This window comes from Ancylobacter lacus (assembly GCF_018390635.1).
Lineage (GTDB): Bacteria > Pseudomonadota > Alphaproteobacteria > Rhizobiales > Xanthobacteraceae > Ancylobacter > Ancylobacter lacus.
On the sequence record NZ_JAHBGE010000047.1, the window covers coordinates 138,796 to 164,706 of the forward strand.

Sequence of the window (25,911 nt, forward strand, 5' to 3'; positions counted from 1 at the left end):
ATGACCATGACCAGTCCCACCGACCAGCCTCCAAGTCCCACCCCGCCGCCGGGCCGCCCGCGTGACGAACGCAGCGGCGCGCGCAGCGGCGGCTCCCCCTCCCCCGCCGGCCGGGCGGAAGCACGCGACCGCGGCGGCCTGCTCGACCGCCTGCGCGGCCTGCTCGGCGGCTGGCGGTCCACCGGGTCGCTGCGGCACGACCTCGCCGAGGCACTGGCCTCCGACCCTGAGGTCGGCGCAGACCTGACCGTCACCGAGCGGTCGATGCTCAAGAACATCCTGGAGCTGCGCGAACTGCGCGTCGGCGACGTGATGGTGCCGCGCGCCGACATCGTCGCGGTGCAGAAGGACATCAGCCTCGGCGAACTGCTCGCGGTCTTCGCGAATGCCGGCCATTCGCGGCTCGTCGTGTTCGACGATACGCTCGACGACCCGGTCGGCATGGTCCATATCCGCGACCTCGTCGCCCACCTCACCCAGCGCGCGCTGACGCCGCGCGGCACCCCCGCCCGCCGGGAACCCGCGCCTGCGGGCGAGCGCGAGACGCGCGAGACGGCGGCGGTGCCGACCTTCAATCTCAAGGCAATCGACCTCACCGTCTCGCTGAGCGCCGCCAAGCTGATCCGCCGCCTGCTCTTCGTGCCGCCCTCCATGCCGTCGATCGAGCTGCTGGCGAGCATGCAGGCGAGCCGCATCCACCTCGCCCTCGTCGTCGACGAGTATGGCGGCACGGACGGCATCGTCTCGATGGAAGACCTGGTCGAGGAGATCGTCGGCGACATTGAAGACGAGCACGACGACGACGAGGTGCCGCTCATCGCCCGGCAGGCCGATGGCAGCTTCATCGCCGATGCCCGGGCCGGCCTCGAGGACGTCGCCGAAGCCGTCGATCCCGCTTTCGCGCTGGGCGAGGAGGCCGAGGAGGTCGACACGCTGGGCGGCCTGCTGGTGACGCTGGCCGGACGCGTGCCGGTGCGGGGCGAGATCGTCGCCGGGCCCGGCAGCTTCGAGATCGAGGTGCTGGACGCCGATCCCCGCCGGGTCAAGCGGCTGCGCATCATGCAGGCGCGCGGCACGAGCACGCCGGCCGCCCGGCCGCGCGCCAACCCGCCGGAGGAGCCGGTGCGCAGCAGCCTGCCGGCGCCGGCCGAACAGGCCGATGCCCACGCGGCCCTGCGCCGCGACACCGACGCGGCGTGACGTTCTTCCAGCCTGACGCCGGGCCGCAGCCGGCCCGGCGGAGTCCGCCCGCGCCTCAGGGCGTTGGCGACACGCTCGAACGCCTGAGTCTCCATATCGCGGGATTGCGGGGCTGGCGGCGCCGGGGCGCTGCCCTCGGCGCCGGGTTGGCTTCGGCGCTGGCCATGCCGCCGCTGGCGCTGTGGCCGGTGCTGGCGTTCACCCTGCCCGTTCTGGTCTGGCTGATCGACGGCACCCGCGGCCAGGGCCGGCGCGGAGTCGGGGCCGCGTTTGGCATCGGCTGGTGGTTTGGCTTCGGCTATCTCCTCGCCGGGCTATGGTGGATCGGCAATGCCCTGCTGGTGCAGGCCGACGTCTTCGCCTGGCTGCTGCCCTTCGCCGTTCTGGCCCTGCCGGCGGGGCTCGCGCTGCATCTGGGGCTCGGCTGCGCGCTGGCCCGGCTGGCCTGGCCGACAGGGCCGCTGCGCATCCTCGCGCTTGCCGGCAGCCTGACCGCGGCGGACTGGCTGCGCGGGCACCTGCTCACTGGATTTCCCTGGAACAGCTTCGGCTATGCCCTCGCCAGCGACCTGCGACTGGCCCAGGCGGCGGCGCTTTTCGGGCTCTGGGGCCTCGGCTTCGTCACCGTCGCGACGCTGGCGGCACCGGCGCTGCTGGCAGAGGGTCGTTCTTCAGGCCGGACGCGGCTCGGCCTGCCCCTGCTCGCCGGGCTCTTGCTCGCCGTCCTGTGGGGGACGGGGGAATGGCGTCTCGCCACGACCACCGTGGCCGACGTGCCGGGGGTCAAGCTGCGCATCATGCAGCCCGACCTGCCGCAGGACGAAAAATTCCGCTACGACGCCCGCGAGCGGGTGATGGACCTCTATGTCGCCACCAGCGAGAGCGAGGGCGGCCTTGCCGGAATCACCCAGCTCATCTGGCCGGAATCGGCCTTTCCGTTCTTTCTCGAGCGCGAGCCCGCCGCGCTGATGCGCATCGCCAGCATGTTGCCGCCCGGCACATCGCTGATCACCGGCGCCGCGCGCATCGAGGGCGACGGAACACAACCTCCGCGTGTCTATAACAGCATTCGGGCCATCGCCGCCGACGGCGCGATTCTGGCCACCGCGGACAAGGTCCATCTCGTGCCGTTCGGCGAATATCTGCCGTTCCAGCCGCTGCTCGAAAGCATCGGCCTGGAGCAGTTGACCCGGGTCCGCGGCGGCTTCTCGGCGGCCTCCCGGCGCAGCGCCATGCACCTGCCGGGTTTCCCGACGGTCATGCCGCTCATCTGTTACGAAGCCATTTTTCCCGACGAGGTTCGCGGCGATATCGCCGCCGCCGACAGCCGGCCCGGCGTGCTGCTGAACCTCAGCAACGATGCCTGGTTCGGCCTCACGCCGGGACCCTACCAGCACTTCGAGCAGGCCCGGCTGCGCGCCGTCGAGCACGGCCTGCCGATGGTTCGCGCCACCAACAACGGTATCTCCGCACTCGTCGATCCCCTCGGCCGCGTGCGGGGAATGCTACCTCTGGGTGTGCGCGGCGTCCTTGACGGCCCGTTGCCGACCGCGCTGGAGGCAACACCTTACGAGAGAGGTGGTTTTTTAATACCGCTAGCTCTGGTTCTGATGAGCCTGTCCGTCAGTTTCGCGACAGCTTGGCATCATACACGCTTTGGTTGATCGACGCTTCAAGTGCCTTTGCCTAGACTGACCCAGGGCTGGGCGTCAGATCTCTCCTTGGGCAACCGGGGGGAGCGATCGTCTTTGCTCGCTTAATGGGGAAAATGATGACTAAGAAGTCGCCGAATCCGATTGACAAGCACGTCGGAAGTCGGGTCCGCATGCGCCGCATGATGGTAAGCATGAGCCAGGAAAAACTTGGCGAAAGCTTAGGCATTACTTTCCAGCAGATTCAGAAGTATGAGAAGGGCACCAACCGGATTGGTGCGAGTAGACTGCAGCACATATCGAGTGTGCTTGGCGTGCCGGTCTCTTTCTTCTTCGAGGGCGCGCCATCGGGCATGCCGGGCGTTCAGGGTTTCGCCGAAGGCGGCTCGCCGGCCTATGTCTCCGATTTTCTCGCGACATCCGAGGGACTGGCGCTCACGCGCGCCTTCACCCGCATCGTCGATGCGAAGGTGCGGCGCCGCGTGGTGGACCTGGTCGAAGCCATCGCGGGAGAGGACGTGCCGGGCTAGGTGACCCGGCGCCGGCGCTCAGGCGGGCGCCACGGCGTTCGTTTTTCCGAACAGTTTCGGTCTTCCGGCCTTGACGCTTTTTTCCCCCCTTGCCACAAGCGTCGGGCCGGGCGCCGCCGGATGGCGCCGGACTGAACCAGGAGCTGCACTCCCGTGTCCCGCCAAGCCTACCTTTTCACGAGCGAATCCGTCTCCGAAGGGCACCCGGACAAGGTCTGCGACCGGATTTCGGATGAAGTGGTCGACGCCTTTTTCAAGACCGGCCCGGAACTGGGGTGGGACCCCTCCCATCTCCGCGTCGCCTGCGAGACGCTCGCCACCACCAACCGGGTGGTGATCGCCGGCGAGACCCGGGGCCCGGCCGGCATCACCAAGGATTACCTCACCCATCTCGCCCGCCTCGCCATCCGCGACATCGGCTACGAGCAGGAAGGCTTCCACTGGGAAACCGCCGAGATCGACGTGCTGCTGCACGCCCAGTCGGTCGACATCGCCCAGGGCGTCGATTCCTCGAGCAACAAGGACGAGGGCGCCGGCGACCAGGGCATCATGTTCGGCTATGCCTGCCGCGAGACGCCGGAGCTGCTGCCCGCGCCGATCTATTACGCCCACCGCATCCTCAAGAGGCTGGCCGAAGCCCGGCATTCCGGCGAGAGCAGCGTGCTCGGCCCGGACGCCAAGAGCCAGGTCACCGTTCGCTATGAAGGCGGCAAGCCGGTGGAGGTGACGCAGATCGTCCTTTCCACCCAGCATCTCGATGCCGACCTGTCGTCCCACGACGTCCGCTCCATCGTAGAGCCCTATGTCCGCGAAGCCTTGCCGGCGAGCTGGATCACGCCGGGCACGGTGTGGCACGTCAACCCCACCGGCAAGTTCGTCATCGGCGGGCCCGACGGCGATTGCGGCCTCACCGGCCGCAAGATCATCGTCGACACCTATGGCGGGGCCGCGCCCCATGGCGGCGGCGCGTTCTCCGGCAAGGACCCGACCAAGGTGGACCGCTCGGCGGCCTATGCCGCGCGCTATCTCGCCAAGAACGTGGTGGCGGCGGAGCTGGCGCAGCGCTGCACCATCCAGCTCGCCTACGCCATCGGCGTGTCGGACCCGCTGGCGGTCTATGTCGATCTCCACGGCACCGGCGAGGTCGACGAGGCGAAGCTGGAGGTCGTGCTGCGCGAGGTGATGAACCTGCGGCCGCGCGGCATTCGCGAGCATCTCGGGCTGAACCGGCCGATCTATGCCCGCACCGCCGCCTACGGCCATTTCGGCCGCGCGCCGGATGCCGACGGCGGCTTCTCCTGGGAGCGCACCGATCTCGCCGAGGCCATCCGCGCCGCGGTGGCCTGACAGCAGGCCCGCCTCCTGCCCATGGCGGATCCGGCGGCGAACCGCCGGATGTCGCGCCGGCCGAAACGGTTGCGGCCGCGGTCGGCCGCCTGTAAGCGGGCGGGCCATAACCCGTCCGAGCATAGAATGACGAGCGAAAGCGACGAGACCGGCCCGCCTCTGCGCGGGGCCGGCTCCTTCTTCGGCCGGCGCCGCGGCAAGACGCTGCGGCCGCTGCAGGCCGAACTCATGGCGCGCGACCTGCCCAGCCTCGCGCTGCCGACGGATCTGGCCGCCGGCACCCCGCTGGCCGGGCTGTTCCCGCGGCCGATGCGCGGCTATCGGCTCGAGATCGGCTTTGGCGGTGGCGAGCGGCTGCTGGACGAGGCGCAGCGCGAACCCGACATCGGGTTCATCGGGGCCGAGGCGTTCTTCAACGGCGTCGCCAAGGCCACCGCACAGATAACCCGCCTCGGCCTCGACAACGTCCGGCTCCACGGCGACGACGTCGTGCCGCTGCTCGAGAAGCTGCCGGCCGCGAGCTTCGAGCGCATCGACCTGATGTATCCCGACCCCTGGCCCAAGCGGCGCCACTGGAAGCGCCGCTTCGTGCGTCCCGACAACCTGTCGCACATCGCCCGGCTGCTCCCGCCGGGCGGCCTGTTCCGCTTCGCGACCGATGTGGAGGATTACGCCGCCTGGACCCTGCGCCACATGCTGGCGGACCCGCGCTTCGAGTGGACCGCCCGGCGGGCGGGGGACTGGCGGGAGCCTTATCCCGGCTGGCCCGGCACCCGCTACGAGGCCAAGGCGATACGCGAAGGGCGCCAGCCCGGCTACTACACCTTCCGCCGCGCGGTATAACCTTGCGCCTCCGCCGGAACTCTGCGGTTATCGCGTGAGTTAGGAGCGTGTCCGGCGCCTCCGCGTGCGCCAAGAGGAGAACGATCATGGCCCAGCCGAGCCCGCAGGAAGATTTCGCCAAGCTCACCGACGATCTGGCGACCCTGCGCACCGACGTGGCGAAGCTCGCCGAAACACTCACCTCCCTCGTAAAGAACGAGAGCGAGGCGATGACCTCCGCCGTTCGCAGCAAGGTCCGCTCCGGCGCCGCCCGGGCCGAGGCGACGGCCACCAGCCTGCTCGACGAGGGCTCGGCCGCGATCGAGGACGCCAAGGACCGCGCCCGCAACCTCACCACCGACATCACCGACGCGATCGAACGCAACCCCGTCGGCTCGGTGGTGGCGGCGCTCGGCATCGGCTTCGTCGTCGGCCTGCTGACGCGGGGCCGCGGCTGATGCTGCATTTTGTCCTCGGTCTCGTCGGCGTCGAGCTGCGCCGCACCGCCCGCCGCGCCGCGGCGGTCGGCCTGCTCTTCGCCATTGGCGGGCTGCTGCTCGGCGTGGCCGTGTTCGGCCTTCTCGCGGCGGCCTTCATCGCCCTTGCGGAAGCCTATGGCCCGCTGCACGCGGCCCTGCTGGTGGCGGCCATCGCCTTCGTGCCGGCGGTTATCCTGCTCGTGATCGGGTTCTTCACCCTGCGCCGTCCCATACGCACCCGCTCCCCGCTGGCGGCGCTCGCGACCGGCGTCATGCCGGCGGCCCCTCCCCCGGGCGCTCCGGTGACCCCTCTGGCCGGCACCGCGCGCAGCAGCTCGCCGCTGCGGGCCGGCACGATCGTCGGCATCGCGGTGAGCGCGCTGATCGCCGGCGCTGTCCTTGGCCGGCGGATATGAGGGCCGCCGGCTCGCGCTGCCGCATTTAAGACTCCGCAACCCTCCATGGATAGGTTGAGCAGCTTCCCGAGCCCGTTCTTGCGGGCGCGCGCAAAAAGGACCACTGTTGCGCAGCGGGGGCACTTAGGCCGTCTTCGTTGACCGGCCGGACGGCATCGAGGCGCCGCCGGGGGTCATCGCCGCTGGAGGTTTCGACTTTGACGTTCCGACGTTCGACGCAGCGCCCGGCAGCGGCCGCGCTCACCCTTCTGGCGATTCTCGGCCTCGGTGCCGGCACTTTCGGCGCAACTTCGCCCGCCCGTGCCGACGCGCCGTCGGCAGCTTTCATTGCCCGTTCGTCCCCGGCCGGCAACTATCTCGCCGCCCGCCTTGCCGGCGCCGAGCGCGACACCGGCGCCGCCGCCGCCTATTACCGGGCGCTGGTGCGGGTCTTCCCGCGCAACGGCGAAATCCTGGAACGCGCCTTCCTCACCTTCCTCGCCAATGGCGATATCGACGAAGCGGTCGACCTCGCCCAGCGCCTTGTGCGGATCGACCCCGAGCACAGGCTGTCGCGGCTGGTGCTCGGCGCCAAGGCGATCAAGACCAAGCAGTATGTGACGGCCCGGGCGAACCTGAAGCGTGCCGGCCAGGGCGCCATCGCCGAGCTGAGCGCGACGCTGATGTCGGCGTGGAGCCAGTTCGGCTCCGGCAATGCCCGTTCCGCGGTCGACATGATCGATTCGCTCCAGGGACCGGAATGGTACGCCGCCTTCAAGGACTACCACGCCGGCCTCATCCTCGAGGCCGCCGGCCAGAAGAAGGAAGCGGGCAAGCGGCTGGAGGCGGCGATGAAGATCGACGCGCGCACGCTGCGCGTGGTTGATGCCTATGCCCGCTGGGCGGCCCGCTCGGGCGACCGCGCGCTCGCCATTTCCACCTACGAGGCCTTCGACAAGGTGCTGCCCAACGACCCCCTGATCGAGCGGTCGCTCGATGAGGTGCGGGCGGGCAAGATGCCGCCGCTGATGGTCGATTCCCCCTCCCAGGGGGCCGCCGAGGTGCTTTATGGCCTGGGCGCGGCCCTCGGGCGGCAGGGCGGCGAGGATCTCGCGCTGGTCTATCTCCAGCTCGCGCGCTGGCTCGATCCCAGCCACCCGCTGGTGGATGTCACCCTCGCCGACCTCTTCGAGAACATGAAGAAGTACGACGAGGCCATCGCCATGTTCCGGGCGGTGCCGGCGACCTCGCCGCTGAAGCTGAACGCGGACATCCAGCTCGGCATCAATCTCGATGCCGCCGGCCAGTTCGAGGAAGCCAAGGCGACGCTCGACCAGATCATCGCCAAGAACCCGAAGGACATGCGGGCCATCGTCGCGCTCGCCGACGTGCTGCGCGCCAAGGAGAAATATGCCGAGGCCGCCGAGGCCTACACCCGCGCGATCGACCTGCTGCAGGCGCCCACCGCCGCGAACTGGACGCTCTATTACTTCCGCGGCACCTGCTACGAGCGCACCAAGCAGTGGGCCAAGTCGGAGGCCGATCTCAAGAAGGCGCTGGAGCTGAAGCCGGACCAGCCGCATGTGCTGAACTATCTCGGCTATTCCTGGGTCGATCAGGGCGTCAATCTCGACCAGGGGCTGGATATGATCCGCAAGGCGGTGACGCTGCGCCCCGATGACGGCTATTTCATCGACAGCCTCGGCTGGGCCTATTACCGCGTCGGCCGCTATGACGATGCGGTGCGCGAACTGGAGCGCGCGGTGGAGCTGAAGCCGGACGAGTCGGTGATCAACGACCACCTCGGCGATGCCTATTGGCGGGTCGGGCGCAAGCTGGAAGCCCGCTTCAAGTGGAACCAGGCCCGCGACTTCAAGCCCGAGCCGGACGCGCTCGCGAAGCTCGACCGCAAGATCGCGGTCGGCCTCGACGAAGCCGAGAAGACCGTGCCGGAGCAGCCGGCGATGGCTCCCACCGTGGCCAAGCAGGGCGGCGGCTGAGCCGCTCCGGGCCGGGTGGCGGCGTCACCCGGCCTCCGTCACCCGACCTCGCTGAGGCAGCGGCGCCGTTCCGCAGCCGACGTGAGGGCGGAGGTTCGGCACGCCTCGCAGGCCAGCAGGTTCAGATACACGAAGGGCGGCCGTCGGCCGCCCTTGTCGTCTCAGGATGACCGCTGGGCGGCCTCACGCTCCGCGACTGGGTCGCCGCACACTGCGCGACACGGCGCCGGTTTCCGGGAAGGGTGCGGGCGCGCTCAGTTGCGGGCTTCGACCTGCTGGCCCGAGGTCACGTCCACCTTGCGACGGGCCGCGAGCTTGGCCCGCGCCGCGCCGCCGCGGTTGAACTCGCAGGAAAGCTTGCTGAAACCGGCGAGATTGCCCCGGAAGGTCACGTCGTCGACCTTCTCGAGGTCGAAGCACGGCTCGAAGGTCAGGCCCTTCATCCGCGCGCAGATCGCCTCGCCCTTGGTGATGAGGGTGCCGGCCGGCAGGGTGACGAAGCGGGGGGTGCCGACGCCGCGCATCTGGATGGTGCCGGCGACCGAGCCATCCGGCAGCACCCGGCCCGAACCGACGCTGCCCTCATAGCATTTGTACGAAAAGACGCGTCCGACCACAAAGGCGCGGGCCTGCTGCGCATCCATCGAATCGGCCAGCGCCGGCCCGGCCACGAAGGCGGGCGGCGCCAGAATGGCCGCGGCTAGAAGGGCGGAGGACAGTCGCATAGGCGTTACCGTGCTTCCTTGATCGTCCTTTACGATGGGCGTCGGGTGGCTCGCCTTGTCAAGGCAAGGCCGCGTCCGACCCGCGAACGGGACCGACTCCGCCACGCCGCTGTGGCGCTCGCGCAACGTTTTCAGCCCCTGCCGCAACGGCTACTGTGACGGCCGATGGTTAATACTGCGCAAACAGCACCACCATCGCAACCTCACCGGCTTCCCGGCCGTTACCGTCCTTCAGGCCGGCCGCGCCGGGACGCCCGCGCGGTCCACCGGACGCTCCACGATCGGCAGGTTGATGACCGCCGAGGCGAAGGACAGCGCCACCGCGAGCCACCAGACCAGATCATAGGAGCCGAGCCGCTCATACAGCACGCCGCCGAGCCACACGCCGAGGAAGCCGCCGACCTGGTGGCTGAAAAAGGCGAAGCCGTACAGCATGGCGAGGTAGCGGGTGCCGAACATCAGCATCACCAGACCGGAGGTCGGCGGCACGGTGGAGAGCCATAGCAGCCCCAGCACGATGCCGAAGCCGATCGACGTCACCGGCGAGGCCGGCAGCAGCACAAACACCGCGATGGCCACCCCGCGCGCGAAGTAAATACTTGCCAGCAAATGTCTTTTTGGCATGCGGGTGGAGAGCCAGCCGGAGCTGAGCGAGCCGACCATGTTGGCGAGGCCGATCACCGCCAGGGTCCAGCCGCCCACCGTCACCGACAGGCCGCGGTCGGCGAGATAGGCCGGCAGATGGGTGGTGACGAAGGCGAGCTGGAACCCGCAGGTGAAAAACCCAAGAACCAGAAAGAGATAGCTCGGGTGGCGAAAGGCCTCGCCGAGCGCCGCGCGGATCGACTGCGGCACCTCGCCCGCGCGCGGGGCGGCGGGCGCGGGGTTCGCCAGCGCCAGCGAGAGCGGTAGGATCAGGAGGATGGTGAGGCCGAAAATGGTCAGCGTCTCGTGCCAGCCGACCGATGTGATCAGCCCCGTCGCCAGCGGCGGAAACAGGAACTGGCCGAACGAGCCTGCCGCCGTGCCCGCGCCGAAGGCGAGCGGGCGCCAGCGCTCCGGCAGCATCTTGCCGAACGCGGCCAGCACGATGTTGAACGAGCAGCCGGACAGGCCGAAGCCGATGAGCACGCCGGCGGAGAGGTGCAGCAGCCCCGGCGTCGCGGCATGGGCCATCAGCCCCAGCCCCAGCGCATAGAGCACCCCGCCGGCGCACAGCACCCGCACGATGCCGAACCGGTCCGCCACCGCCCCGGCGAAGGGGGTGCCGAGGCCCCAGAGCAGGTTCTGGATGGCGATGGCGAGGCCGAACGTGTCACGGCCCCAGCCGAACTCATGCGTCATCGGCAGCAGGAAGAGGCCGGACGAGGCGCGCGGACCGAAGGTCAGCGTCGCGATGAGGCAGCCGCACAGCACCACAAGAAGCGGGGCGCGGACGGCAAGGCCGGGACGGGGAGCGGCAGGACGGGCAGCGGACATGCGGCGGTAACCGTTCGCGAGGACGTCGAGGGGTGTCGAGGCCATGGCCGCGGCCGGCTCGCCGGCGGGAACCGGCGCGGGGACCGGCGTCCGGGCGGCGGTGACGCTACGCCAGCCCGCCGTCCGGGAAAAATCAATAGTGGTGGGCCGGTCTATCGGAAAAGGTGATGGCTCCCCGCCCTACCCAAGTCCCTGTCGCCGCCACGCCGCCTCAGGGCGCGACGACGGTGAGATAGGGCGCCGGCGGGCGGGCATTGGCGCCGGTCACCGGCGGCACCTGGTTGGCGACCGGCGGCAGGCTCTTGAGATAGGCCGCCAGCGCGCGGGCATCGGCGTCGGTCAGCGCGGCATAGGACCGCCACGGCATCGCCGGCGCCAGCACCCGCCCGTCCGGCCGCTCGCCGGTGCGCACGGCCTTCACGATGTCGGCCACGCTCCAGCCGCCGAGCCCGGTGGCCGCGTCGGGGGTGAGGTTGGGCGGGTAGAACACGCCGAGGCCCGGAATCTGGAAGCCGATTTCGGAGCCGGCCAGCGGGCGGGCCATGTCGGGCTTTCCGGCGAAGGCGCCCGGCGTGTGGCAGCCGCCGCAGTCCATGATGGCGGCGAGATAGCGGCCGCGCTTCAGCTCGGCCTCGGAGGCGCCCGCGGCCGGCAGGGCCGCGAGCAGGAAGGCGGCCGCCGCGGCGGCCAGGATGATGGTCTTGTGCATGATGCGCTCCCCAGCAAAGAGGCGCATCCCTTGCCGCGCGGAGGCTGAACCCCGCTTGAACGGCACGTTCAGATTGCCGACGGGTTTTCCCGCGGAGCGCGCCACTCCGCGCGGAGGAACACGGGGCGCCGCGGCAGGCCGGGCTCAGTCGAGCCGCAGGGCGAAGGGTTCGCCCTCGAAGGCGTCGCGCCCGCGGCCGATGGCGGCGATGGCCGCGCTCATGCGGCCCTGCCGGCCCAGCAGCGTGTCGGCCAGCGCGACGAGCAGGGCGTTGGGCGTCGCGCTGGGGGAGGCCGCGCGCAGCTCTCCCGCGATGGCGGCTTCGCTCCGGCCGGGATTCAGCGCGCAGGCGGCGATGAAGGCCGAGGCGGTGGAGCGGCTGATGCCGGCATAGCAGTGCACCACCAGCGGCGCCTGCCGCGGCCAGCGGCGGACGAAGCCGAGAATGCCCTCCACATGCTCCAGCGCGGGATGGACCAGCCCGTCCTGCGGCGCGGTGATGTCGTTGAAGCCGATATAGAGGTGGTTTTCGGCGAGGATCGAGGCGGGCCGGGCCACCGGCGTGCCGCGGTTGATCACGCTCAACACATGGGCGGCGCGGGTCGCCGCCACGGTTTCCTCCAGCCGGGACAGCGGGCAGACATGGATCACGGACGGCTCCTCGGTCTCGAAACACACTGCGGCGGCCTCGGCGCCCGCCGGCCGGCGCGGGGGCCGTCCATCGGCCCGCTCATGCCGGGCCCGCCTCGGCGATGGCGGCAAAGCCGGCGAGGAAGCGCACCTTGGCCTCCGCCGCGCTCCAGGGAGTGATGTGGTCGCGCTCGACCGCGGGTTCGAGCGGAAAGGGCTGGCCGAAGAAGCGCTTCGCCTCGGCGAGGCCGAAGCCGGCGAGGCGGGTCGCCTCCAGGAAGGCGCTGGCCCGGTCGGCCTCCTTCACCCGCTTCACCAGCGCGGCCGGCCACACCGCCGGCAGGCCGAAGCGCAGGCTGATCGCCGCCAGCAGCCGGGCCTCCACCCCCTTGTAGTCGCCGCCCAGCACCGCCTTGAACGGGCTGATCATGTCGCCGATGACATATTCCGGGGCGTCGTGCAGCAGCATGGCGAGCCGGGTGGTGCGGTCCAGCGTGACGCCGCGCGCCTGCGCCTGCCGCCGGGCCAACAGTTCCACCAGCACCGAATGCTGCGCGACCGAGAAGATGTGGTCGCCGCTGGTCTGGCCGTTCCAGCGGGCGACGCGGGCGAGGCCGTGGGCGATGTCCTCGATTTCGACATCGAGCGGCGAGGGATCGAGCAGGTCCAGCCGGCGGCCGGACAGCATGCGCTGCCAGGCCCGGTTCTCGCGCGCGCTGCGGGAGGCGAGCGCCATCAGCCGCTCCTGTGCGCGGGCGCGGCCGCTCCGGCGGTCAGGCCGTGGCGATGGCAGCCGACCACATGGTCGTCCACCATGCCCACCGCCTGCATGAAGGCATAGACGATGGTGGGGCCGACGAAGTTGAAGCCGCGCCGCTTCAGCTCCTTCGACATCGCCACCGCCTCGGGCGAGGTGGTGGGAAAGGGCCCCTCGGCGGCGAGCCGGTTGTTCCGCACCGCGCCGCCATTGATCCCCCACAGCAGGCGGGAGAAGCCGGGGCCCTTTTCCATGATGTCGAGATAGCCGCGGGCGGAGCGGATGGCCGCCTCGATCTTGGCGCGGTTGCGCACGATGCCGGCATCCGCCATCAGCGCCTCCACCTTTTCCGGGCCGTAGCCGGCGATGACCGCCGGCTCGAAACCGTCGAAGGCGCGGCGGAAGTTGTCGCGCTTGCGCAGGATGGTGATCCAGGACAGCCCGGCCTGAAACCCGTCCAGCAGCAGCTTCTCGAACAAAGCGCGGTCGTCGAACTCCGGCACGCCCCATTCCTCGTCGTGATAGGCGACATAGACCGGGTCGGTGCCGCACCAGGCGCAGCGGGCGCGGCCGTCGGGGTGGCTGTGCAGCCTCATGCCGCGCTCTCCGTGCCGGGAATGGGAAAGCGCGCCCAGCCGAGCGGCGCCGGCCGCAGCGTCGCGCCGGCCGCCTCCACCGCAAGGCCGGCGGCCAGCGCGTCGGCCAGCCGGTCGAGCCGCACCAGCCCCAGCACCCGGCCCTCGGCACCGGAGCCGACCCGGCCGATCTCCTTCGCCCCGGCGGTGATGGCGCTGCCCTCCCCCGGCTGCGCCCCGCTCACGGCGAAGGGCACGATGCGGCTGCGGGCGGTGCCGCGGTGCTGCATGCGGCTGACGATCTCCTGCCCGACATAGCAGCCCTTGTCGAAATCGATGCCGCCGAGCTGGTCGATGTCCGCTTCATGGGGGAAGGCGTCGCCATAGAGGAAATCGGCGCCGCCCTCCGGCACGCCGAGGGCGAGGCGATGGGCCTGCCACGCCGCCTCGGGTAGGGCGCCGTGGCTCACCGCCTCCGCCGCCGGCAGCAGGAAGCGCCGGCCGAGCGGCGCCGGCTCGCCCGGCAGGCGGGGGTCGTCATAGGCGAAGGCGTCGACCACCGGCTCGGCGCCGCCCCACGCCACCGCCACGCCGACGCCGGGGAGTTCGCCGATCTCGACCTTGGCCCGCAGCCGGTAGAGCGTCAGCCGCTTGACGAGGTCCGCCAGCGCGCGGCGCGGCACGTCCAGCCGGAACCCGGCCTCGGTGGCGGCGACGATCATGTCCGCGACGATCTTGCCCTGCGGGGTCAGCAGCGCGGCATAGCGCGCGCCCCCCGGCGCGGGGGTGCGCGCGGTCAGCAGGTTGTCGAGGAAGTGCACGGCGTCCGCGCCGGCGACGCGGACCACCGCCCGGCTTTCGAGAATCGCAATCGGCATCACGCTCGTCCTTGCCAGCCCTTGGGGCAGAGGTAGCGGCGCGGCCGGGCCGGTGCAAGGGAGGGTGCGCGGACGCTCGCCGGCCGCTCTGGCGCGGGGCGGAAAAACCGTGCTACCGGAACGCCATCCAGGCGCCCCGCATGCGAGGACCCCATGCCCGAAACCTTCGACCTCCTCCTCAAGGGCGGCACCGTCGTCAACCAGGACGGCGCCGCCGTGCGCGACATCGGCGTGACCGACGGGCGCATCGCCGGCATCGGCTCCTTCGCGCCCGAGCAGGCCGGCCAGAGCGTGGACTGCACCGGGCTGCACATCCTGCCGGGCGTCATCGACACCCAGGTGCATTTCCGCGAGCCGGGTCTGGAGCACAAGGAAGACCTCGAATCCGGCTCGCGCGCCGCGGTGATGGGCGGGGTGACGGCGGTGTTCGAGATGCCCAACACCAATCCGCTCACCACCTCGGGCGACGCGCTGGCCGACAAGCTGCGCCGCGCCACCGCCCGCATGCATTGCGACTTCGCCTTCTTCGTCGGCGGCACCCACGACAATGTGAAGGACCTGCCGGAGCTGGAAATGCTGCCCGGCTCGGCCGGCATCAAGGTGTTCATCGGCTCCTCCACCGGCTCGCTGCTGGTGGCCGACGATCCCGGCGTGCGGGCGATCCTGAAGGTCATCCGGCGCCGCGCCGCCTTCCACTGCGAGCACGAGCCCCGCCTCGCCGAGCGGCGCGAGCTGCGGGTGCCGGGCGATGCCTCCTCCCATCCGGTGTGGCGCGACGAGATCGCCGCCCTCACCGCCACCCACCGGCTGGTGACGCTGGCGAAGGAGGAGGGCAAGCGGGTGCATGTGCTGCACGTCACCTCCGCCGAGGAGATGGAGTATCTGCGCGGGGTGAAGGACGTCGCCACCGTGGAGGTGACGCCGCACCACCTCACCATGGACGCCGGCTGGTACGCGACCCACGGCTCGCTGGTGCAGATGAACCCGCCGGTGCGCGAGGCCCGCCACCGCACGGCGCTGTGGCAGGGGCTGGCCGAGGGGGTGGTCGACGTGCTCGGCTCCGACCATGCCCCCCACACGCTGGAGGAGAAGGCCAAGCCCTATCCCGACAGCCCCTCCGGCATGACCGGGGTGCAGACGCTGGTGCCCACCATGCTGAACCATGTCGCGGAAGGGCGGCTCTCGCTCGCCCGCTTCGTCGACCTCTCCAGCGCCGGCCCGGCCCGCATCTTCAACATCGCCACCAAGGGCCGCATCGCGGTGGGCTACGACGCCGACTTCACCGTGGTCGACCTGAAGCGCCGCGTCACCATCCGCAACGAATGGATCGCCTCCAAGGCCGGCTGGACCCCCTATGACGGCATGGAGGTCACCGGCTGGCCGGTCGGCACCTTCGTGCGCGGCCACCGGGTGATGTGGGAAGGCGAGCTCACCGCACCCTCGCAGGGCGCCCCGGTGCGCTTCATGGAAGCGCTGGCGAAGGGCTGAACGCGCGGCTCTCGCCCCGGTGGCCGGCATCGGCGGTGCCGCGCCACCGGCATTGACCGGCCGCCGCCGAAGCGGAGATGCTGGCGCCATGCCGCGCACCACGCTTCAGCCGCCCGAACTGTTCGACAGCCGCCCCTGGGGCTTCTCGCAGGTCAGCATCTCGCCGCCCGGCCGCATCGTCCACATCGCCGGGCAGGTGGCGTGGGATGCCGCGGGGCGGGTCAGCGCCGAGGGGCGGGAGGCCCAGCTCCGCCGGGTGCTGCACCAGGTCATCCACGCCGTCACCGCCGCCGGCGGCAGCGCGGACGACATCCAGATGCTGCGGCTCTACATGCCGGCCTTCCAGCCCGGCACCGAGGCCGATCTCGTGGCGCGGGTGCTGACCGAAACGTTCGGCACCGAGAACCCGCCCAGCTCGACCTGGCTCGGGGTGCAGGCGCTGGCGCAGCCGGACTATCTGGTCGAGGTCGATGCGGTCGCCGTCATCCCCTGAGCCCGCGCGGCGGCGGGCGCGCCGGCCCGCGCAGCGCCCTCAATAGCTCACCTGCGCGAGATAAAGCCCCGCCGAGGGCGCCATCGGCCCGCAGCGGGTGCGGTCGCGCGCCTCCAGCGCGGCGGCGACGTCGTCCGGCGTCCACGCCCCCTCGCCCACCTTCACCAGCGTGCCGACCATGGAGCGCACCTGATGGTGCAGGAAGGAACGCGCGGCGGCGTGGACCAGGATCGTGGTGCCCGCCGCATCGTCCCCCGCCCCGCCGGCCGCGCCGATCCCCCGCCCCGGCACCTCGACCTCCAGCCGGTCCAGCGTCTTCACCGGCGAGGCGGCCTGGCAATGCGCGGCGCGGAAGGTGGTGAAGTCGTGCCGGCCCACCAGCCGCTGCGCCGCCTGCTGCATGGCGTCGGCGTCGAGCGGGCGGACGATCTTCCACGCCCGGTCGCGTTCCAGCGCGAGATCGGCCCTGCGGGTGACGATGCGGTAGACATAGCGCCGGCCGGTGGCGGAGAACCGGGCGTGGAAATCCGGCGCCGCCGGCTCCACCGCCAGCACCGCGACCGGCAGCGGGCGCAGATGCGCGTTCAGCGCGTCGCGCACCGTGTCCGGCCGCCACTCCTTCGCGAGATCGAGATGGGCCACCTGCCCGGTGGCGTGCACGCCGGCGTCGGTGCGGCCGGCGCCCTGCACATGCACCCGCTCCCCGGAAAAGCGCGCCACCGCCTCGGTCAGCGCGCCCTGCACGGAGGGGCCGTCGGCCTGGATCTGCCAGCCGCGGAAGGGCGTGCCGTCATATTCGAGGGTGAGCTTGTAGCGGGGCATGGCGCTGTCTAGAGCGGCGCGGCCGCGCTGGGAAGGCCGAAGGCGGGGAAGCGGTGCATCACGGCCGCCACCAGCGACCCGCGCGCCGCCCGCCCCTTGCCTGCCGGGGCCGGCTTCGGCATCGTGCGCGCCCGAACCGATGGAGCCGTCATGCCCGAGACCGATCCGCTGGAAGCCGGCGACCATCTCGTCCTGATCGACGGTTCCGCCTACATCTTCCGCGCCTACCACGCCCTGCCGCCGCTGACCCGCACCTCGGACAAGCTGCCGGTGGGGGCGGTCGCCGGTTTCTGCAACATGCTGTGGAAGCTGCTGCGGGCGGGCACCGCCGCCTCGGGCTTCGAGCCCGCCCCGACCCACCTCGCGGTGGTGTTCGACAAGAGCGAGCAGACCTTCCGAAAGGACATCTACCCGCTCTACAAGGCCCAGCGGCCGGACCTGCCGGAAGACCTGATCCCGCAATTCCCGCTGATCCGCGAGGCGACGCGGGCCTTCGACCTCGCCTGCGTCGAACAGGCCGGCTTCGAGGCCGACGACCTGATCGCGACCTATGCCGAACAGGCCAAGGCCAAGGGCGCGCGCGTCACCATCATCTCCTCCGACAAGGATCTGATGCAGCTCGTCGACGGGCGGGTGCGGATGTACGACCCGATGAAGGACCGCGCGATCGGCGTCGACGAGGTGTTCGAGAAGTTCGGCGTCAGCCCCGACAAGGTGGTGGACGTGCAGTCGCTGGCCGGCGATTCGGTCGACAACGTGCCCGGCGTGCCGGGCATCGGCATCAAGACCGCGGCGCAGCTTCTCGCCGACTTTGGCGACCTCGACACGCTGCTGGCCCGCGCCGGCGAGATCAAGCAGCCGAAGCGGCGCGAAAGCCTCATCAATTTCGCCGACCAGGCCCGGCTCTCGCGCGAGCTGGTGACGCTGAAGCGCGATGTCGCGCTCGAGGTGCCGCTCGCCGACGTCGCCGTGGTCGTGCCTGAGGGCCGGCGCCTCGTCGCCTTCCTCAAGGCGATGGAGTTCACCACGCTGACGCGCCGGGTGGCCGAGACCTATGGCATCGAGGCCGGCGAGATCGAGCCGGACCCGCGGCTGAAGGCCGGCGCCGACCCCGCGCTCTCCCCGGTTGCCGCCGCGCAGGACGCCGCCGAGGCGGACGGGGTGACGGGCGAGGCCACCGGCGAGGCGGGCGTCGCGACCGGCGCCGGGCTGCTCACCCCCGCCGCGCTGGCGGCGGCCCGGGTGCAGGAGGCCGCCGCGACGCCGGTGGACCGCGGCCGCTACGAGACCGTGCGCAGCCTCGACCGGCTGCGGGCCTGGGTCGCCCGCGCCCGCGAGGTCGGCCATGTCGCGCTCGACACCGAGACCACCGGGCTCGATGCCATGGCCGCCGAGCTGGTGGGCTTCTCGCTCGCCACCGCGCCGAACGAGGCCTGCTATGTCCCGCTCGCCCACAAGGGCGGCGATGACGGCCTGTTCAGCGAGGGGCTGCTGCCGGACCAGATTCCGCTCGAGGCGGCGCTGGCGGAGGTGAAGCCGCTGCTGGAGGACCCCGCCATCCTCAAGATCGGCCAGAACCTCAAATATGACTGGGTCATCCTGAAGCGCCACGGCATCGATGTGGCGCCCCATGACGACACCATGCTGATCTCCTATGTGCTCGACGCCGGCGCCGGCCCGCACGGCATGGACCCGCTGTCCGAACGCTGGCTGAAGCACACCCCGATCAAGTACGAGGAGGTCTGCGGCAAGGGCAAGGGGCAGATCTGCTTCGACCGCGCCGCCATCGACAGGGCCACCGACTACGCCGCCGAGGACGCCGACGTCACGCTGCGGCTCTGGCGGGTGCTGAAGCCGCGGCTGGTGGCGGAGGGCAAGAGCGCGGTCTACGAGACGCTGGAGCGCCCGCTCGTGCCCGTGCTCGGGCGCATGGAGATGCGCGGCATCGCCATCGACCGGCAGATGCTCTCGCGGCTTTCCGGCGAATTCGCCCAGGGAATGGCCCGGCTGGAAGCCGAGATCGGCGAGATGGCGGGCGAGGCCTTCAATCCCGGCTCGCCCAAGCAGCTCGGCGACATATTGTTCGGCAAGATGGGCCTGCCGGGCGGGCGCAAGACCCCGACCGGGGCGTGGTCCACCGGCGCCGACGTGCTGGACGAGCTGGCCGAGCAGGGCCACGCCCTGCCGCGCCGCATCCTCGACTGGCGCCAGCTCCAGAAGCTGAAATCCACCTATACCGATGCCCTGCCGGCCTACCTCAACGCCGAAACCGGCCGGGTGCACACCAGCTTCGCCCTGGCGGCGACCACCACCGGGCGGCTCTCCTCCTCCGAGCCGAACCTGCAGAACATTCCGGTGCGGACCGAAGAGGGTCGGAAAATCCGCAAGGCCTTCGTCGCCGCGCCCGGCCACAAGCTGGTCTCGGCCGACTATTCCCAGATCGAGCTGCGGCTGCTGGCGGAGATCGCCGAGGTGCCGGCGCTGCGGCAGGCCTTCCGCGACGGGCTCGACATCCACGCCATGACCGCCTCGGAGATGTTCGGCGTGCCGGTCGCGGGCATGCCCGGCGAGGTGCGCCGGCGCGCCAAGGCGATCAATTTCGGCATCATCTACGGCATTTCCGCCTTCGGCCTCGCCAACCAGCTCGCCATTCCGCGCGAGGAGGCCGGCGCCTACATCAAGCGCTATTTCGAGCGCTTCCCCGGCATCCGCGACTACATGGAGGAGACCCGCCGCTTCGCCCGCGACCACGGCTATGTCGAGACCCTGTTCGGCCGGCGCTGCCACTACCCCGACATCAACGCCAAGAACCCCTCGATCCGCGCCTTCAACGAACGCGCGGCGATCAACGCCCGGCTGCAGGGCACCGCGGCCGACATCATCCGCCGCGCCATGGCGCGGGTGGAGGCGGCGCTCGCCGCGGCGCGGCTCTCCGCCCGCATGCTGCTGCAGGTGCACGACGAGCTGATCTTCGAGGTGCCGGACGCGGAGATCGAGGCGACCCTCCCGGTGGTCACCGCGGTGATGGAGCAGGCCCCCCATCCCGCCATCGCGCTGCAGGTTCCCCTGAAGGTCGACGCCCGCGCCGCGCTGAACTGGGACGAGGCGCACTAGAGCATTTTCGAGCGACGTGGATTCCGGTTCGCGTGACGAAAATGCGGCAAAGCAAAACCTGGAGCCGCCCGGCCTGAGACGAACCGGAACGGCACACCACACGCGCCTGAAACGACAAGGGGGCACCCCTGCGGGTGCCCCCTTCGGCCGGCAGAACCGGGGATTCAGCGGCTGGAACGGGCGTTCTGCGCGACCTCAGCGGCGATGAAGGCGTCCGACACCGGAGCGGTCGAGGTGGCGGCGTTGCGGCCTTCGGTGATCGAGGCGGACACGGCGGGCTTGCCGTAGAGGCTGGGGTCGCGGCCATCGGCGGCGTTGGCGGCAACCGAGCCGAAGGTGAGCAGGGCAAGGGTGGCGAGGACGATCTTGTTCATGGAAGTCTCTCCTGAGGTGGCGGCGCGCTCTCATGGGGCGCCGGGATGGGGCGCCGGGATGGGGAACGAGGCGGAAGGTTCGGCTCAGCGGCTGGAACGGGCGTTCTGCGCGACCTCAGCGGCGATGAAGGCGTCCGACACCGGGGCGGTCGCGGCGGCGGCGTTGCGGCCCTCGGTGATCGAGGCGGAAACGGCGGGCTTGCCGTAGAGGCTGGGGTCGCGGCCGTCGGCAGCGTTGGCGACGACGACACCGCCGAGGGTGCTGAGGACGAGGGCGGTGAGGATGATCTTCTTCATGGTGGTCTCTCCTGTGGAAGGGCGGTCTCGTTGGCCGCGCCGTTTCGATGGAGAGACGCTAATCCCGGCAAATCCGCAGGACCAGTTGTGTTAAGGCGCTTGACATATTGCGCACACGCAATGACCGGGTCGTGCCTCGGCGCCATTCCGCGCCGCGTCCCCGCCGGAGCCGTTCGTTACCGCTGCCCGCACGATGGCTGCCCCGCGCCACGCCGGGCGGCGCGGGGCGGCCCCGCGCTCACTCCGCGCTGAGCTCGACCGGGATGTTGCCGCGGGTCGCCTTGGAATAGGGGCACATCTGGTGCGCGGCGTGCAGCACCTCCTCGGTCTGCTCCTTCGTCAGCGCGGGGGCCTTCAGCGCGATCTTCACCGCGAGGCCGAAGCCGGAATCGTCCTTGCCGAGCGAGGCGGAGACGGTGACGGCGGCGTCGGAGACGTCGAGCTTCATCTGCCGGCCGACCGCCTCCACCGCCGAGCCGAAGCAGGCGGCGTAGCCGGTGGCGAAGAGATGTTCCGGCGTGGTCTTGCCGGGCTCGAGCACGCCGTTCTTCGGCATGGCGAGATCGACCGAGACCGAGCCGTCGCTGGTTTCGGAATGGCCGTTGCGGCCGCCCACGGCGGTGGCGGTGCCGGTGAACAGGATCGACAGGGACATCGGGCTCTCCTTGGCTGGGACCGTCGGGTCCGGGAAGGGTTCGCTCGGGAAAATGGGGCGGCCGGGCGCGCCGGCAATGCCCGGCGGGCCTCGGGGCGCGGTTCCGGCGGCGGGGAACCCGGGCGCGCCGGCATCCGCCCGGCCGTCCCGCGCCACCCACTCCGCCCGCCGCCGTGCGGTTCCCGCGCCGCCGTCCCGCCCCGCGCATGCCAGACGTACCGGCATCGGCCTTGTGCGGCGCGAGGCGGCGTGCCACTTGGAAAGCCATGTCCCAGACCGCGACCCTTCCCGAAAGCCTGCGCACCGCCGGTGCGTCCGTCCCGATCGAGCCCGCCTTCCAGCGCCTCGCGCCGCGCTACGACGTGGTGCTGTGCGACATCTGGGGCGTGCTGCACAACGGCCATGTCGGCGCCCCCGCCGCGGCCGACGCGCTGCAGCGCTTCCGTGCCGCCGGCGGCACGGTGGTGCTGGTCTCCAACGCGCCCCGCCCCTGGCGGGAGGTGGTCGGCATCCTCGACAGCTACGACGTGCCCCACGACGCCTATGACGCCATCGTCTCCTCCGGCGAGGTCACCATGGCGCTGCTGCGGGCGCAGCCGCGGGCCCGCCTCCACCATCTCGGCCCCGCCCGCGACGTCGGCCTGTTCGCCGGGCTGCCGAACCCGTTCGTCGGGCTGGAGGAGGCGGAGCTCATCGTCTGCACCGGGCTGATCGAGGACGACCACGAGACCCCGGCCGCCTATGAGGAGCGGCTCGACCGCGCCCGCGCGCTGGGGCTGCCGATGATCTGCGCCAATCCCGACATCGTGGTGGAGCGCGGCGGCGATCTCATCTGGTGCGCCGGCGCGCTGGCGGAAGCCTATGCCGAACGCGGCGGAGAGGTGATCTGGTGCGGCAAGCCGCACGCCTCGATCTATGAGCGCGCGCTCGCCACCGCCGCCGAACGGCGCGGCGGCCCGGCCGCGCCCGGCCGGGTGCTCGCCATCGGCGATGCGCTGCGCACCGATCTGGCCGGCGCGCTGCAGGCCGGCGTCGACTGCCTGTTCGTGGCGGCGGGCATCCATGCCGGCGAGCTCGGGCTCGAACAGGGCGGCGAGATCGACCCCCACGCGCTGGCGCGGCTGCTGGCGGACGGGCCGGGCCAGCCCACCGCGGTCACCACCCGCCTCGCCTGGTGAGCGCGTTCGCCACCCGCCTCGCCCGTTGACCGCTGCGCCCGCCGGGCGCGCCCGCCAACGGACCCCCGAACGGGCCACCGTCCTCTCCCGCCGGCCTACCACCTTCGTCGGCGGTTGACGGCGCGCCGCGCCGGAGCCAGTTTGCGCCCGAACCGAGGAGGGCCGAACCCGGCCCCTGAAGCGGCGCGATGACCCAGTCTGCACTCAATCCCCATTTCTTCGTCCTGCGCGGCGACACGCCGCTGCCGCCCTCGCTGCGCGGCGCGGTGGTCGCCATCGGCAATTTCGACGGCGTGCATCGCGGCCACCGCGCGGTCATCGGCACCGCGCTGGAGGAGGCCCATTCCACCGGCCGCCCGGCGCTGGCACTCACCTTCGAGCCGCACCCGCGCGCCTTCTTCCGGCCCGAGGAGGCGATGTTCCGCCTCACTCCCGAGGCGATGAAGCTGCACCGGCTGGCCGAGACCGGGCTCGACGGCGCGGTGGTGCTGGCCTTCGACGCCGCGCTCGCCGCGCTCGACGCGGAGAGCTTCGTGCGCACCGTCCTGGTCGAGCGGTTGCAGGCCTCCGCCATCGTCGCCGGGTTCGATTTCCATTTCGGCCGTGGCCGCGGCGGCTCGCCGGCCTTCCTGCGCGAGGCCGGCGCCCGCCACGGCTTCAGCGTCGCCATCGTGCCGCCCATGCTGGAGAACGGCGCCCAGATCTCCTCCAGCGCCATCCGCGCCGCGCTGGCGCAGGGCCGGGTGGCGGAAGCCGCCGGCATGCTGGGCGCCCCGTTCGAGATCGAGGCCGAGGTCATCCACGGCGACAAGCGCGGCCGCGAACTCGGCTACCCCACCGCCAATATGCGGCTCGACCCCTCCATCGCGCTGGCCCACGGCATCTACGCCGTCACCGCCGAGATCGACGGCGTCCGGCGCCCCGCCGTGGCGAGCTTCGGCCGCCGCCCCACCTTCGACGACGGCGCCCCGCGGCTGGAGACCTTCGTCTTCGACTACTCCGGCGATCTCTATGGCCGGCGCCTGCGCATCGCCTTCCACGCCTATCTCCGCCCGGAGCTGAAGTTCAACGGCATCGACGCGCTGATCGCCCAGATGGACCGCGACAGCGCCGAGGCGCGGGCGGTGCTCGGCGCCTGAGCCGCAGGCGGGGCTCGGCACCTGAGCCGCGAGGACCCCGCTAGAGCTCCGTCCCGCCCGGCAGCCCCTCAGCCAGCGCGTCGAGGGCGAGGCGCAGCTTGAGCGGCATCTGCGGGCTCGCCGGCCACAGCGCGTGGGTGGCGAAGACGAGGCGCGGCACCCCGGCGAGCAGCGGCACCAGCGTGCCCGCCCGCACCCGTTCGCGAATCAGCCAGCAGGGCAGCCACGCCAGCCCGTGGCCGGCCTCCGCCGCGTCGGCGATGGCTTCCAGATCGTCGAAATGCAGCCGGCTCGGCGGCGTCGCCGCCTGCGGCGCCGCGCCATCGAGCGGAAATTCCCACGCCTTCACCCGGCCGTCCCGGGCGTAGGTGACGCCGTGGTGCCGGGCGAGATCGGCAAGGCTCATCGGCGTGCCATGGGCGGCGAGATAGGCCGGGGCGGCGCACACCGTCATGCGCTGCAGCCCCAGCGTGCGGGTCATCAGCCCGGCGACGGCGCCGAGATGGCCATCCGCCGCCCCGGCATTGCGGATGGCGAGGTGGAAGCCGTCCTCGGCGAGGTCCACCAGCCGGTCGGAGAAGGCGATGTCCAGTTCGAGGCCGGGGTGGCGCGCCGCCAGCCCCGCCAGCACCGGGGCCACCACGCGGCGGCCGAACAGGATCGGCACCGCCACCCGCAGCCGCCCCACCGCCTCGCGCCGCCCGGATTCCAGAAAGGCGCGGCCGGCGCGCAGCTCCTCCAGCGCCCGGGTGCAGCGCTCGTAATAGAGCTGGCCGTCGTCGGTGAGCGCCTGGCTGCGGGTGGTGCGGTGGAGCAGCGCCACGCCGAGCCGGGCTTCCAGCCGCGCCACCGTCTTGGCCACCGCCGAGCGGGTCAGCCCCAGCCGGTCGGCGGCGGCGGAGAAGCTGCCAGTCTCGACCGCGGCGACGAAAACGTCGATGCCCGCCAGAACCTCGCCCACCGGCACCCCCGCATGATTGGTTCTCTCTCATCGCCAATGCGGCGAAAACCTATCGCAACCGCGTCCTCAACCTCAACGGTAAAGTCTCCGAACCATTCGATCCACCGGAGAACGACGATGAACGAACAGATGCGGCGCTGGGAGATGGGCGCCTTCGGCCGCGCCGCCCTGGCGCTGGAAACCGTGGCGGTGCCGCGCCCCGCCGCCGGCGAGGTCTTGGTCAAGGTGGCGGCGGTGTCGCTGAACTACCGCGACCTGTTGATCATCGCCAACGGCATAGGCGGCCCGCTGACCTTCCCCTTCACCCCCGCTTCCGACCTCGCCGGCACGGTGGTGGAGGTCGGCGCCGGGGTGACCCGGTTCGCCACCGGGGAGCGGGTGATCTCCACCTTCTTCCCCGGCTGGCTGGACGGGCTTCCCACCGGGGATTCCGCCAGCCTGCCCTACCGCGCGCTCGGCGGGGCCTATCCCGGCGTGCTGGCGGAGTATGTCGCGCTCCCCGCCGACTGGCTGGCGCGCGCGCCGGCCAGCCTCGACGACGACGCGGCGAGCACCCTGCCCTGCGCCGGGCTGACGGCGTGGACCGGCCTCGTCGCGCGCGGCGGGCTGAAGGCGGGCGAGACCGTGCTGGTGGAAGGCACCGGCGGGGTGGCGCTGTTCGGCCTGCAGATCGCCAAGTCCCACGGCGCCCGGGTCATCGTCGTCTCCGGCAGCGCCGACAAGCGGGAACGGGCGCGGGCGCTGGGCGCCGACCTCCTCATCGCCCGCGAGGAGGGCGACTGGGTGGCGGCGGTGCGGGCCGCCACCGGCGGCTATGGCGCCGACCACATCCTGGCGCTGGCCGGCGGGGCGACGCTGGGGCGGGCGGTGGAGATCGCGGCGATCGGCGGGCGCATCGCCCAGATCGGCGTCATCGAGGGCTTCGAGGCGACGCTGCCGCTGGGCCCGCTGATGCTCAAGCAGCTCACCGTGAACGGCATCGGGGTGGGCCACCGGCGGTCGCTGGAGGAGCTGGTGCGGGCGGTCGACGCCATCGGGCTTGCCCCGGTGATCGACGCCCGCTACCCGCTGGAGGCGCTGCCCCGCGCGCTCGACCACCTGGAACGCGGCGCCTTCGGCAAGATCGTGGTGACCCTCGGGCCGGCCTGACCCTGCGCCGGCGCCGCGCGGCCCCGCCGGGCGCCGCGCTGCGCTTGCGCAGCCCCGGCGCTG

Annotated in this window: 26 protein-coding genes; 14 read left to right on the top strand and 12 right to left on the bottom strand. The window is 71.5% G+C overall.

All coding sequences use genetic code 11. The features are described from left to right. Positions 1-6: 6 nt before the first annotated feature. From KHC27_RS12145 to KHC27_RS12180, 8 genes are all read left to right on the top strand, one after another. A complete protein-coding gene (locus tag KHC27_RS12145; RefSeq protein ID WP_213339537.1) occupies positions 7-1,200 on the top strand; it encodes a CBS domain-containing protein in 1,194 nt (397 codons plus the stop codon). An 83-nt stretch (positions 1,201-1,283) separates the two neighbouring features. Beyond that, the gene (lnt, locus tag KHC27_RS12150; protein WP_425514877.1) at positions 1,284-2,864 is read left to right on the top strand and encodes an apolipoprotein N-acyltransferase; all 1,581 of its coding nucleotides are present in this window, start codon (positions 1,284-1,286) and stop codon (positions 2,862-2,864) included. Between the two features lie 107 nt (positions 2,865-2,971). Next, a complete protein-coding gene (locus KHC27_RS12155; protein ID WP_213339393.1) occupies positions 2,972-3,382 on the top strand; it encodes a helix-turn-helix domain-containing protein in 411 nt (136 codons plus the stop codon). A 153-nt stretch (positions 3,383-3,535) separates the two neighbouring features. Beyond that, positions 3,536-4,729, top strand: a complete 1,194-nt coding sequence (metK, locus tag KHC27_RS12160) for a methionine adenosyltransferase (RefSeq protein ID WP_213339395.1) — start codon at positions 3,536-3,538, stop codon at positions 4,727-4,729. 126 nt (positions 4,730-4,855) lie between these two features. Next, the gene (trmB, locus tag KHC27_RS12165) at positions 4,856-5,572 is read left to right on the top strand and encodes a tRNA (guanosine(46)-N7)-methyltransferase TrmB (protein WP_213339397.1); all 717 of its coding nucleotides are present in this window, start codon (positions 4,856-4,858) and stop codon (positions 5,570-5,572) included. Positions 5,573-5,658: 86 nt separating this feature from the next. Continuing rightward, complete coding sequence (locus KHC27_RS12170; protein WP_213339399.1) at positions 5,659-6,009, top strand: ElaB/YgaM/YqjD family protein; 351 nt, start codon at positions 5,659-5,661, stop codon at positions 6,007-6,009. Continuing rightward, positions 6,009-6,446: a phage holin family protein gene (locus tag KHC27_RS12175; RefSeq protein WP_213339401.1), complete on the top strand. Its 438-nt coding sequence runs from the start codon at positions 6,009-6,011 to the stop codon at positions 6,444-6,446. Before KHC27_RS12170 ends, KHC27_RS12175 begins: the two co-directional genes overlap by 1 nt. A gap of 197 nt (positions 6,447-6,643) precedes the next feature. Further along, positions 6,644-8,425, top strand: a complete 1,782-nt coding sequence (locus tag KHC27_RS12180) for a tetratricopeptide repeat protein (RefSeq protein WP_246519879.1) — start codon at positions 6,644-6,646, stop codon at positions 8,423-8,425. A gap of 254 nt (positions 8,426-8,679) precedes the next feature. Here the strand turns inward: KHC27_RS12180 and KHC27_RS12185 are convergent, their stop codons facing one another. From KHC27_RS12185 to ygfZ, 7 genes are all read right to left on the bottom strand, one after another. Next, positions 8,680-9,150 carry a hypothetical protein gene (locus KHC27_RS12185; RefSeq protein ID WP_213339403.1) on the bottom strand — a complete coding sequence of 157 codons (471 nt, stop codon included), beginning with the start codon at positions 9,148-9,150 and terminating at the stop codon, positions 8,680-8,682. Positions 9,151-9,381: 231 nt separating this feature from the next. Further along, positions 9,382-10,629, bottom strand: coding sequence for an MFS transporter (locus KHC27_RS12190; RefSeq protein WP_213339550.1), 1,248 nt, complete (start codon positions 10,627-10,629; stop codon positions 9,382-9,384). A gap of 211 nt (positions 10,630-10,840) precedes the next feature. Continuing rightward, on the bottom strand, positions 10,841-11,338 hold the full coding sequence (locus KHC27_RS12195) for a c-type cytochrome (protein WP_213339405.1): 498 nt from the start codon (positions 11,336-11,338) through the stop codon (positions 10,841-10,843). 144 nt (positions 11,339-11,482) lie between these two features. Next, complete coding sequence (locus KHC27_RS12200) at positions 11,483-11,989, bottom strand: tyrosine phosphatase family protein (protein WP_213339406.1); 507 nt, start codon at positions 11,987-11,989, stop codon at positions 11,483-11,485. 79 nt (positions 11,990-12,068) lie between these two features. After that, positions 12,069-12,704 carry an HD domain-containing protein gene (locus tag KHC27_RS12205; RefSeq protein WP_213339407.1) on the bottom strand — a complete coding sequence of 212 codons (636 nt, stop codon included), beginning with the start codon at positions 12,702-12,704 and terminating at the stop codon, positions 12,069-12,071. Continuing rightward, positions 12,704-13,321, bottom strand: coding sequence for a DNA-3-methyladenine glycosylase I (locus KHC27_RS12210; protein WP_213339408.1), 618 nt, complete (start codon positions 13,319-13,321; stop codon positions 12,704-12,706). The genes KHC27_RS12205 and KHC27_RS12210 overlap by 1 nt, the downstream gene beginning before the upstream one ends. After that, positions 13,318-14,178: a CAF17-like 4Fe-4S cluster assembly/insertion protein YgfZ gene (gene ygfZ, locus KHC27_RS12215; protein WP_213339409.1), complete on the bottom strand. Its 861-nt coding sequence runs from the start codon at positions 14,176-14,178 to the stop codon at positions 13,318-13,320. Before ygfZ ends, KHC27_RS12210 begins: the two co-directional genes overlap by 4 nt. Positions 14,179-14,331: 153 nt before the next feature. Between ygfZ and KHC27_RS12220 the strand changes: the two genes are divergently transcribed. Further along, positions 14,332-15,666, top strand: a complete 1,335-nt coding sequence (locus KHC27_RS12220; protein WP_213339411.1) for a dihydroorotase — start codon at positions 14,332-14,334, stop codon at positions 15,664-15,666. 88 nt (positions 15,667-15,754) lie between these two features. After that, positions 15,755-16,159, top strand: coding sequence for a RidA family protein (locus tag KHC27_RS12225; RefSeq protein ID WP_213339412.1), 405 nt, complete (start codon positions 15,755-15,757; stop codon positions 16,157-16,159). A 39-nt stretch (positions 16,160-16,198) separates the two neighbouring features. Here KHC27_RS12225 and truA read toward each other — a convergent pair whose 3' ends face one another. Further along, complete coding sequence (gene truA / locus KHC27_RS12230; RefSeq protein WP_213339417.1) at positions 16,199-16,981, bottom strand: tRNA pseudouridine(38-40) synthase TruA; 783 nt, start codon at positions 16,979-16,981, stop codon at positions 16,199-16,201. Positions 16,982-17,131: 150 nt separating this feature from the next. Between truA and polA the strand changes: the two genes are divergently transcribed. Beyond that, positions 17,132-20,095: a DNA polymerase I gene (polA, locus tag KHC27_RS12235; RefSeq protein WP_213339423.1), complete on the top strand. Its 2,964-nt coding sequence runs from the start codon at positions 17,132-17,134 to the stop codon at positions 20,093-20,095. Between the two features lie 164 nt (positions 20,096-20,259). Here polA and KHC27_RS12240 read toward each other — a convergent pair whose 3' ends face one another. The 3 genes from KHC27_RS12240 to KHC27_RS12250 all read right to left on the bottom strand — a co-directional run bounded on the left by KHC27_RS12240 (position 20,260) and on the right by KHC27_RS12250 (position 21,421). After that, entirely contained in the window at positions 20,260-20,469 is a 210-nt protein-coding gene (locus KHC27_RS12240; RefSeq protein ID WP_213339425.1) for a hypothetical protein, read from the bottom strand. Positions 20,470-20,553: 84 nt separating this feature from the next. Continuing rightward, the gene (locus KHC27_RS12245) at positions 20,554-20,766 is read right to left on the bottom strand and encodes a hypothetical protein (protein WP_213339427.1); all 213 of its coding nucleotides are present in this window, start codon (positions 20,764-20,766) and stop codon (positions 20,554-20,556) included. Positions 20,767-21,004: 238 nt separating this feature from the next. Next, complete coding sequence (locus tag KHC27_RS12250) at positions 21,005-21,421, bottom strand: organic hydroperoxide resistance protein (RefSeq protein WP_213339428.1); 417 nt, start codon at positions 21,419-21,421, stop codon at positions 21,005-21,007. A gap of 266 nt (positions 21,422-21,687) precedes the next feature. Between KHC27_RS12250 and KHC27_RS12255 the strand changes: the two genes are divergently transcribed. Then, a complete protein-coding gene (locus KHC27_RS12255; protein ID WP_213339430.1) occupies positions 21,688-22,599 on the top strand; it encodes a TIGR01459 family HAD-type hydrolase in 912 nt (303 codons plus the stop codon). 188 nt (positions 22,600-22,787) lie between these two features. Further along, positions 22,788-23,738 carry a bifunctional riboflavin kinase/FAD synthetase gene (locus tag KHC27_RS12260; protein WP_213339432.1) on the top strand — a complete coding sequence of 317 codons (951 nt, stop codon included), beginning with the start codon at positions 22,788-22,790 and terminating at the stop codon, positions 23,736-23,738. A 40-nt stretch (positions 23,739-23,778) separates the two neighbouring features. Here KHC27_RS12260 and KHC27_RS12265 read toward each other — a convergent pair whose 3' ends face one another. Beyond that, on the bottom strand, positions 23,779-24,699 hold the full coding sequence (locus tag KHC27_RS12265) for a LysR family transcriptional regulator (RefSeq protein WP_213339434.1): 921 nt from the start codon (positions 24,697-24,699) through the stop codon (positions 23,779-23,781). 117 nt (positions 24,700-24,816) lie between these two features. On the opposite strand from KHC27_RS12265, the gene KHC27_RS12270 reads away from it, so the two are divergent. After that, positions 24,817-25,848 carry a zinc-dependent alcohol dehydrogenase family protein gene (locus tag KHC27_RS12270; RefSeq protein WP_246519880.1) on the top strand — a complete coding sequence of 344 codons (1,032 nt, stop codon included), beginning with the start codon at positions 24,817-24,819 and terminating at the stop codon, positions 25,846-25,848. Positions 25,849-25,911 lie beyond the last annotated feature (63 nt).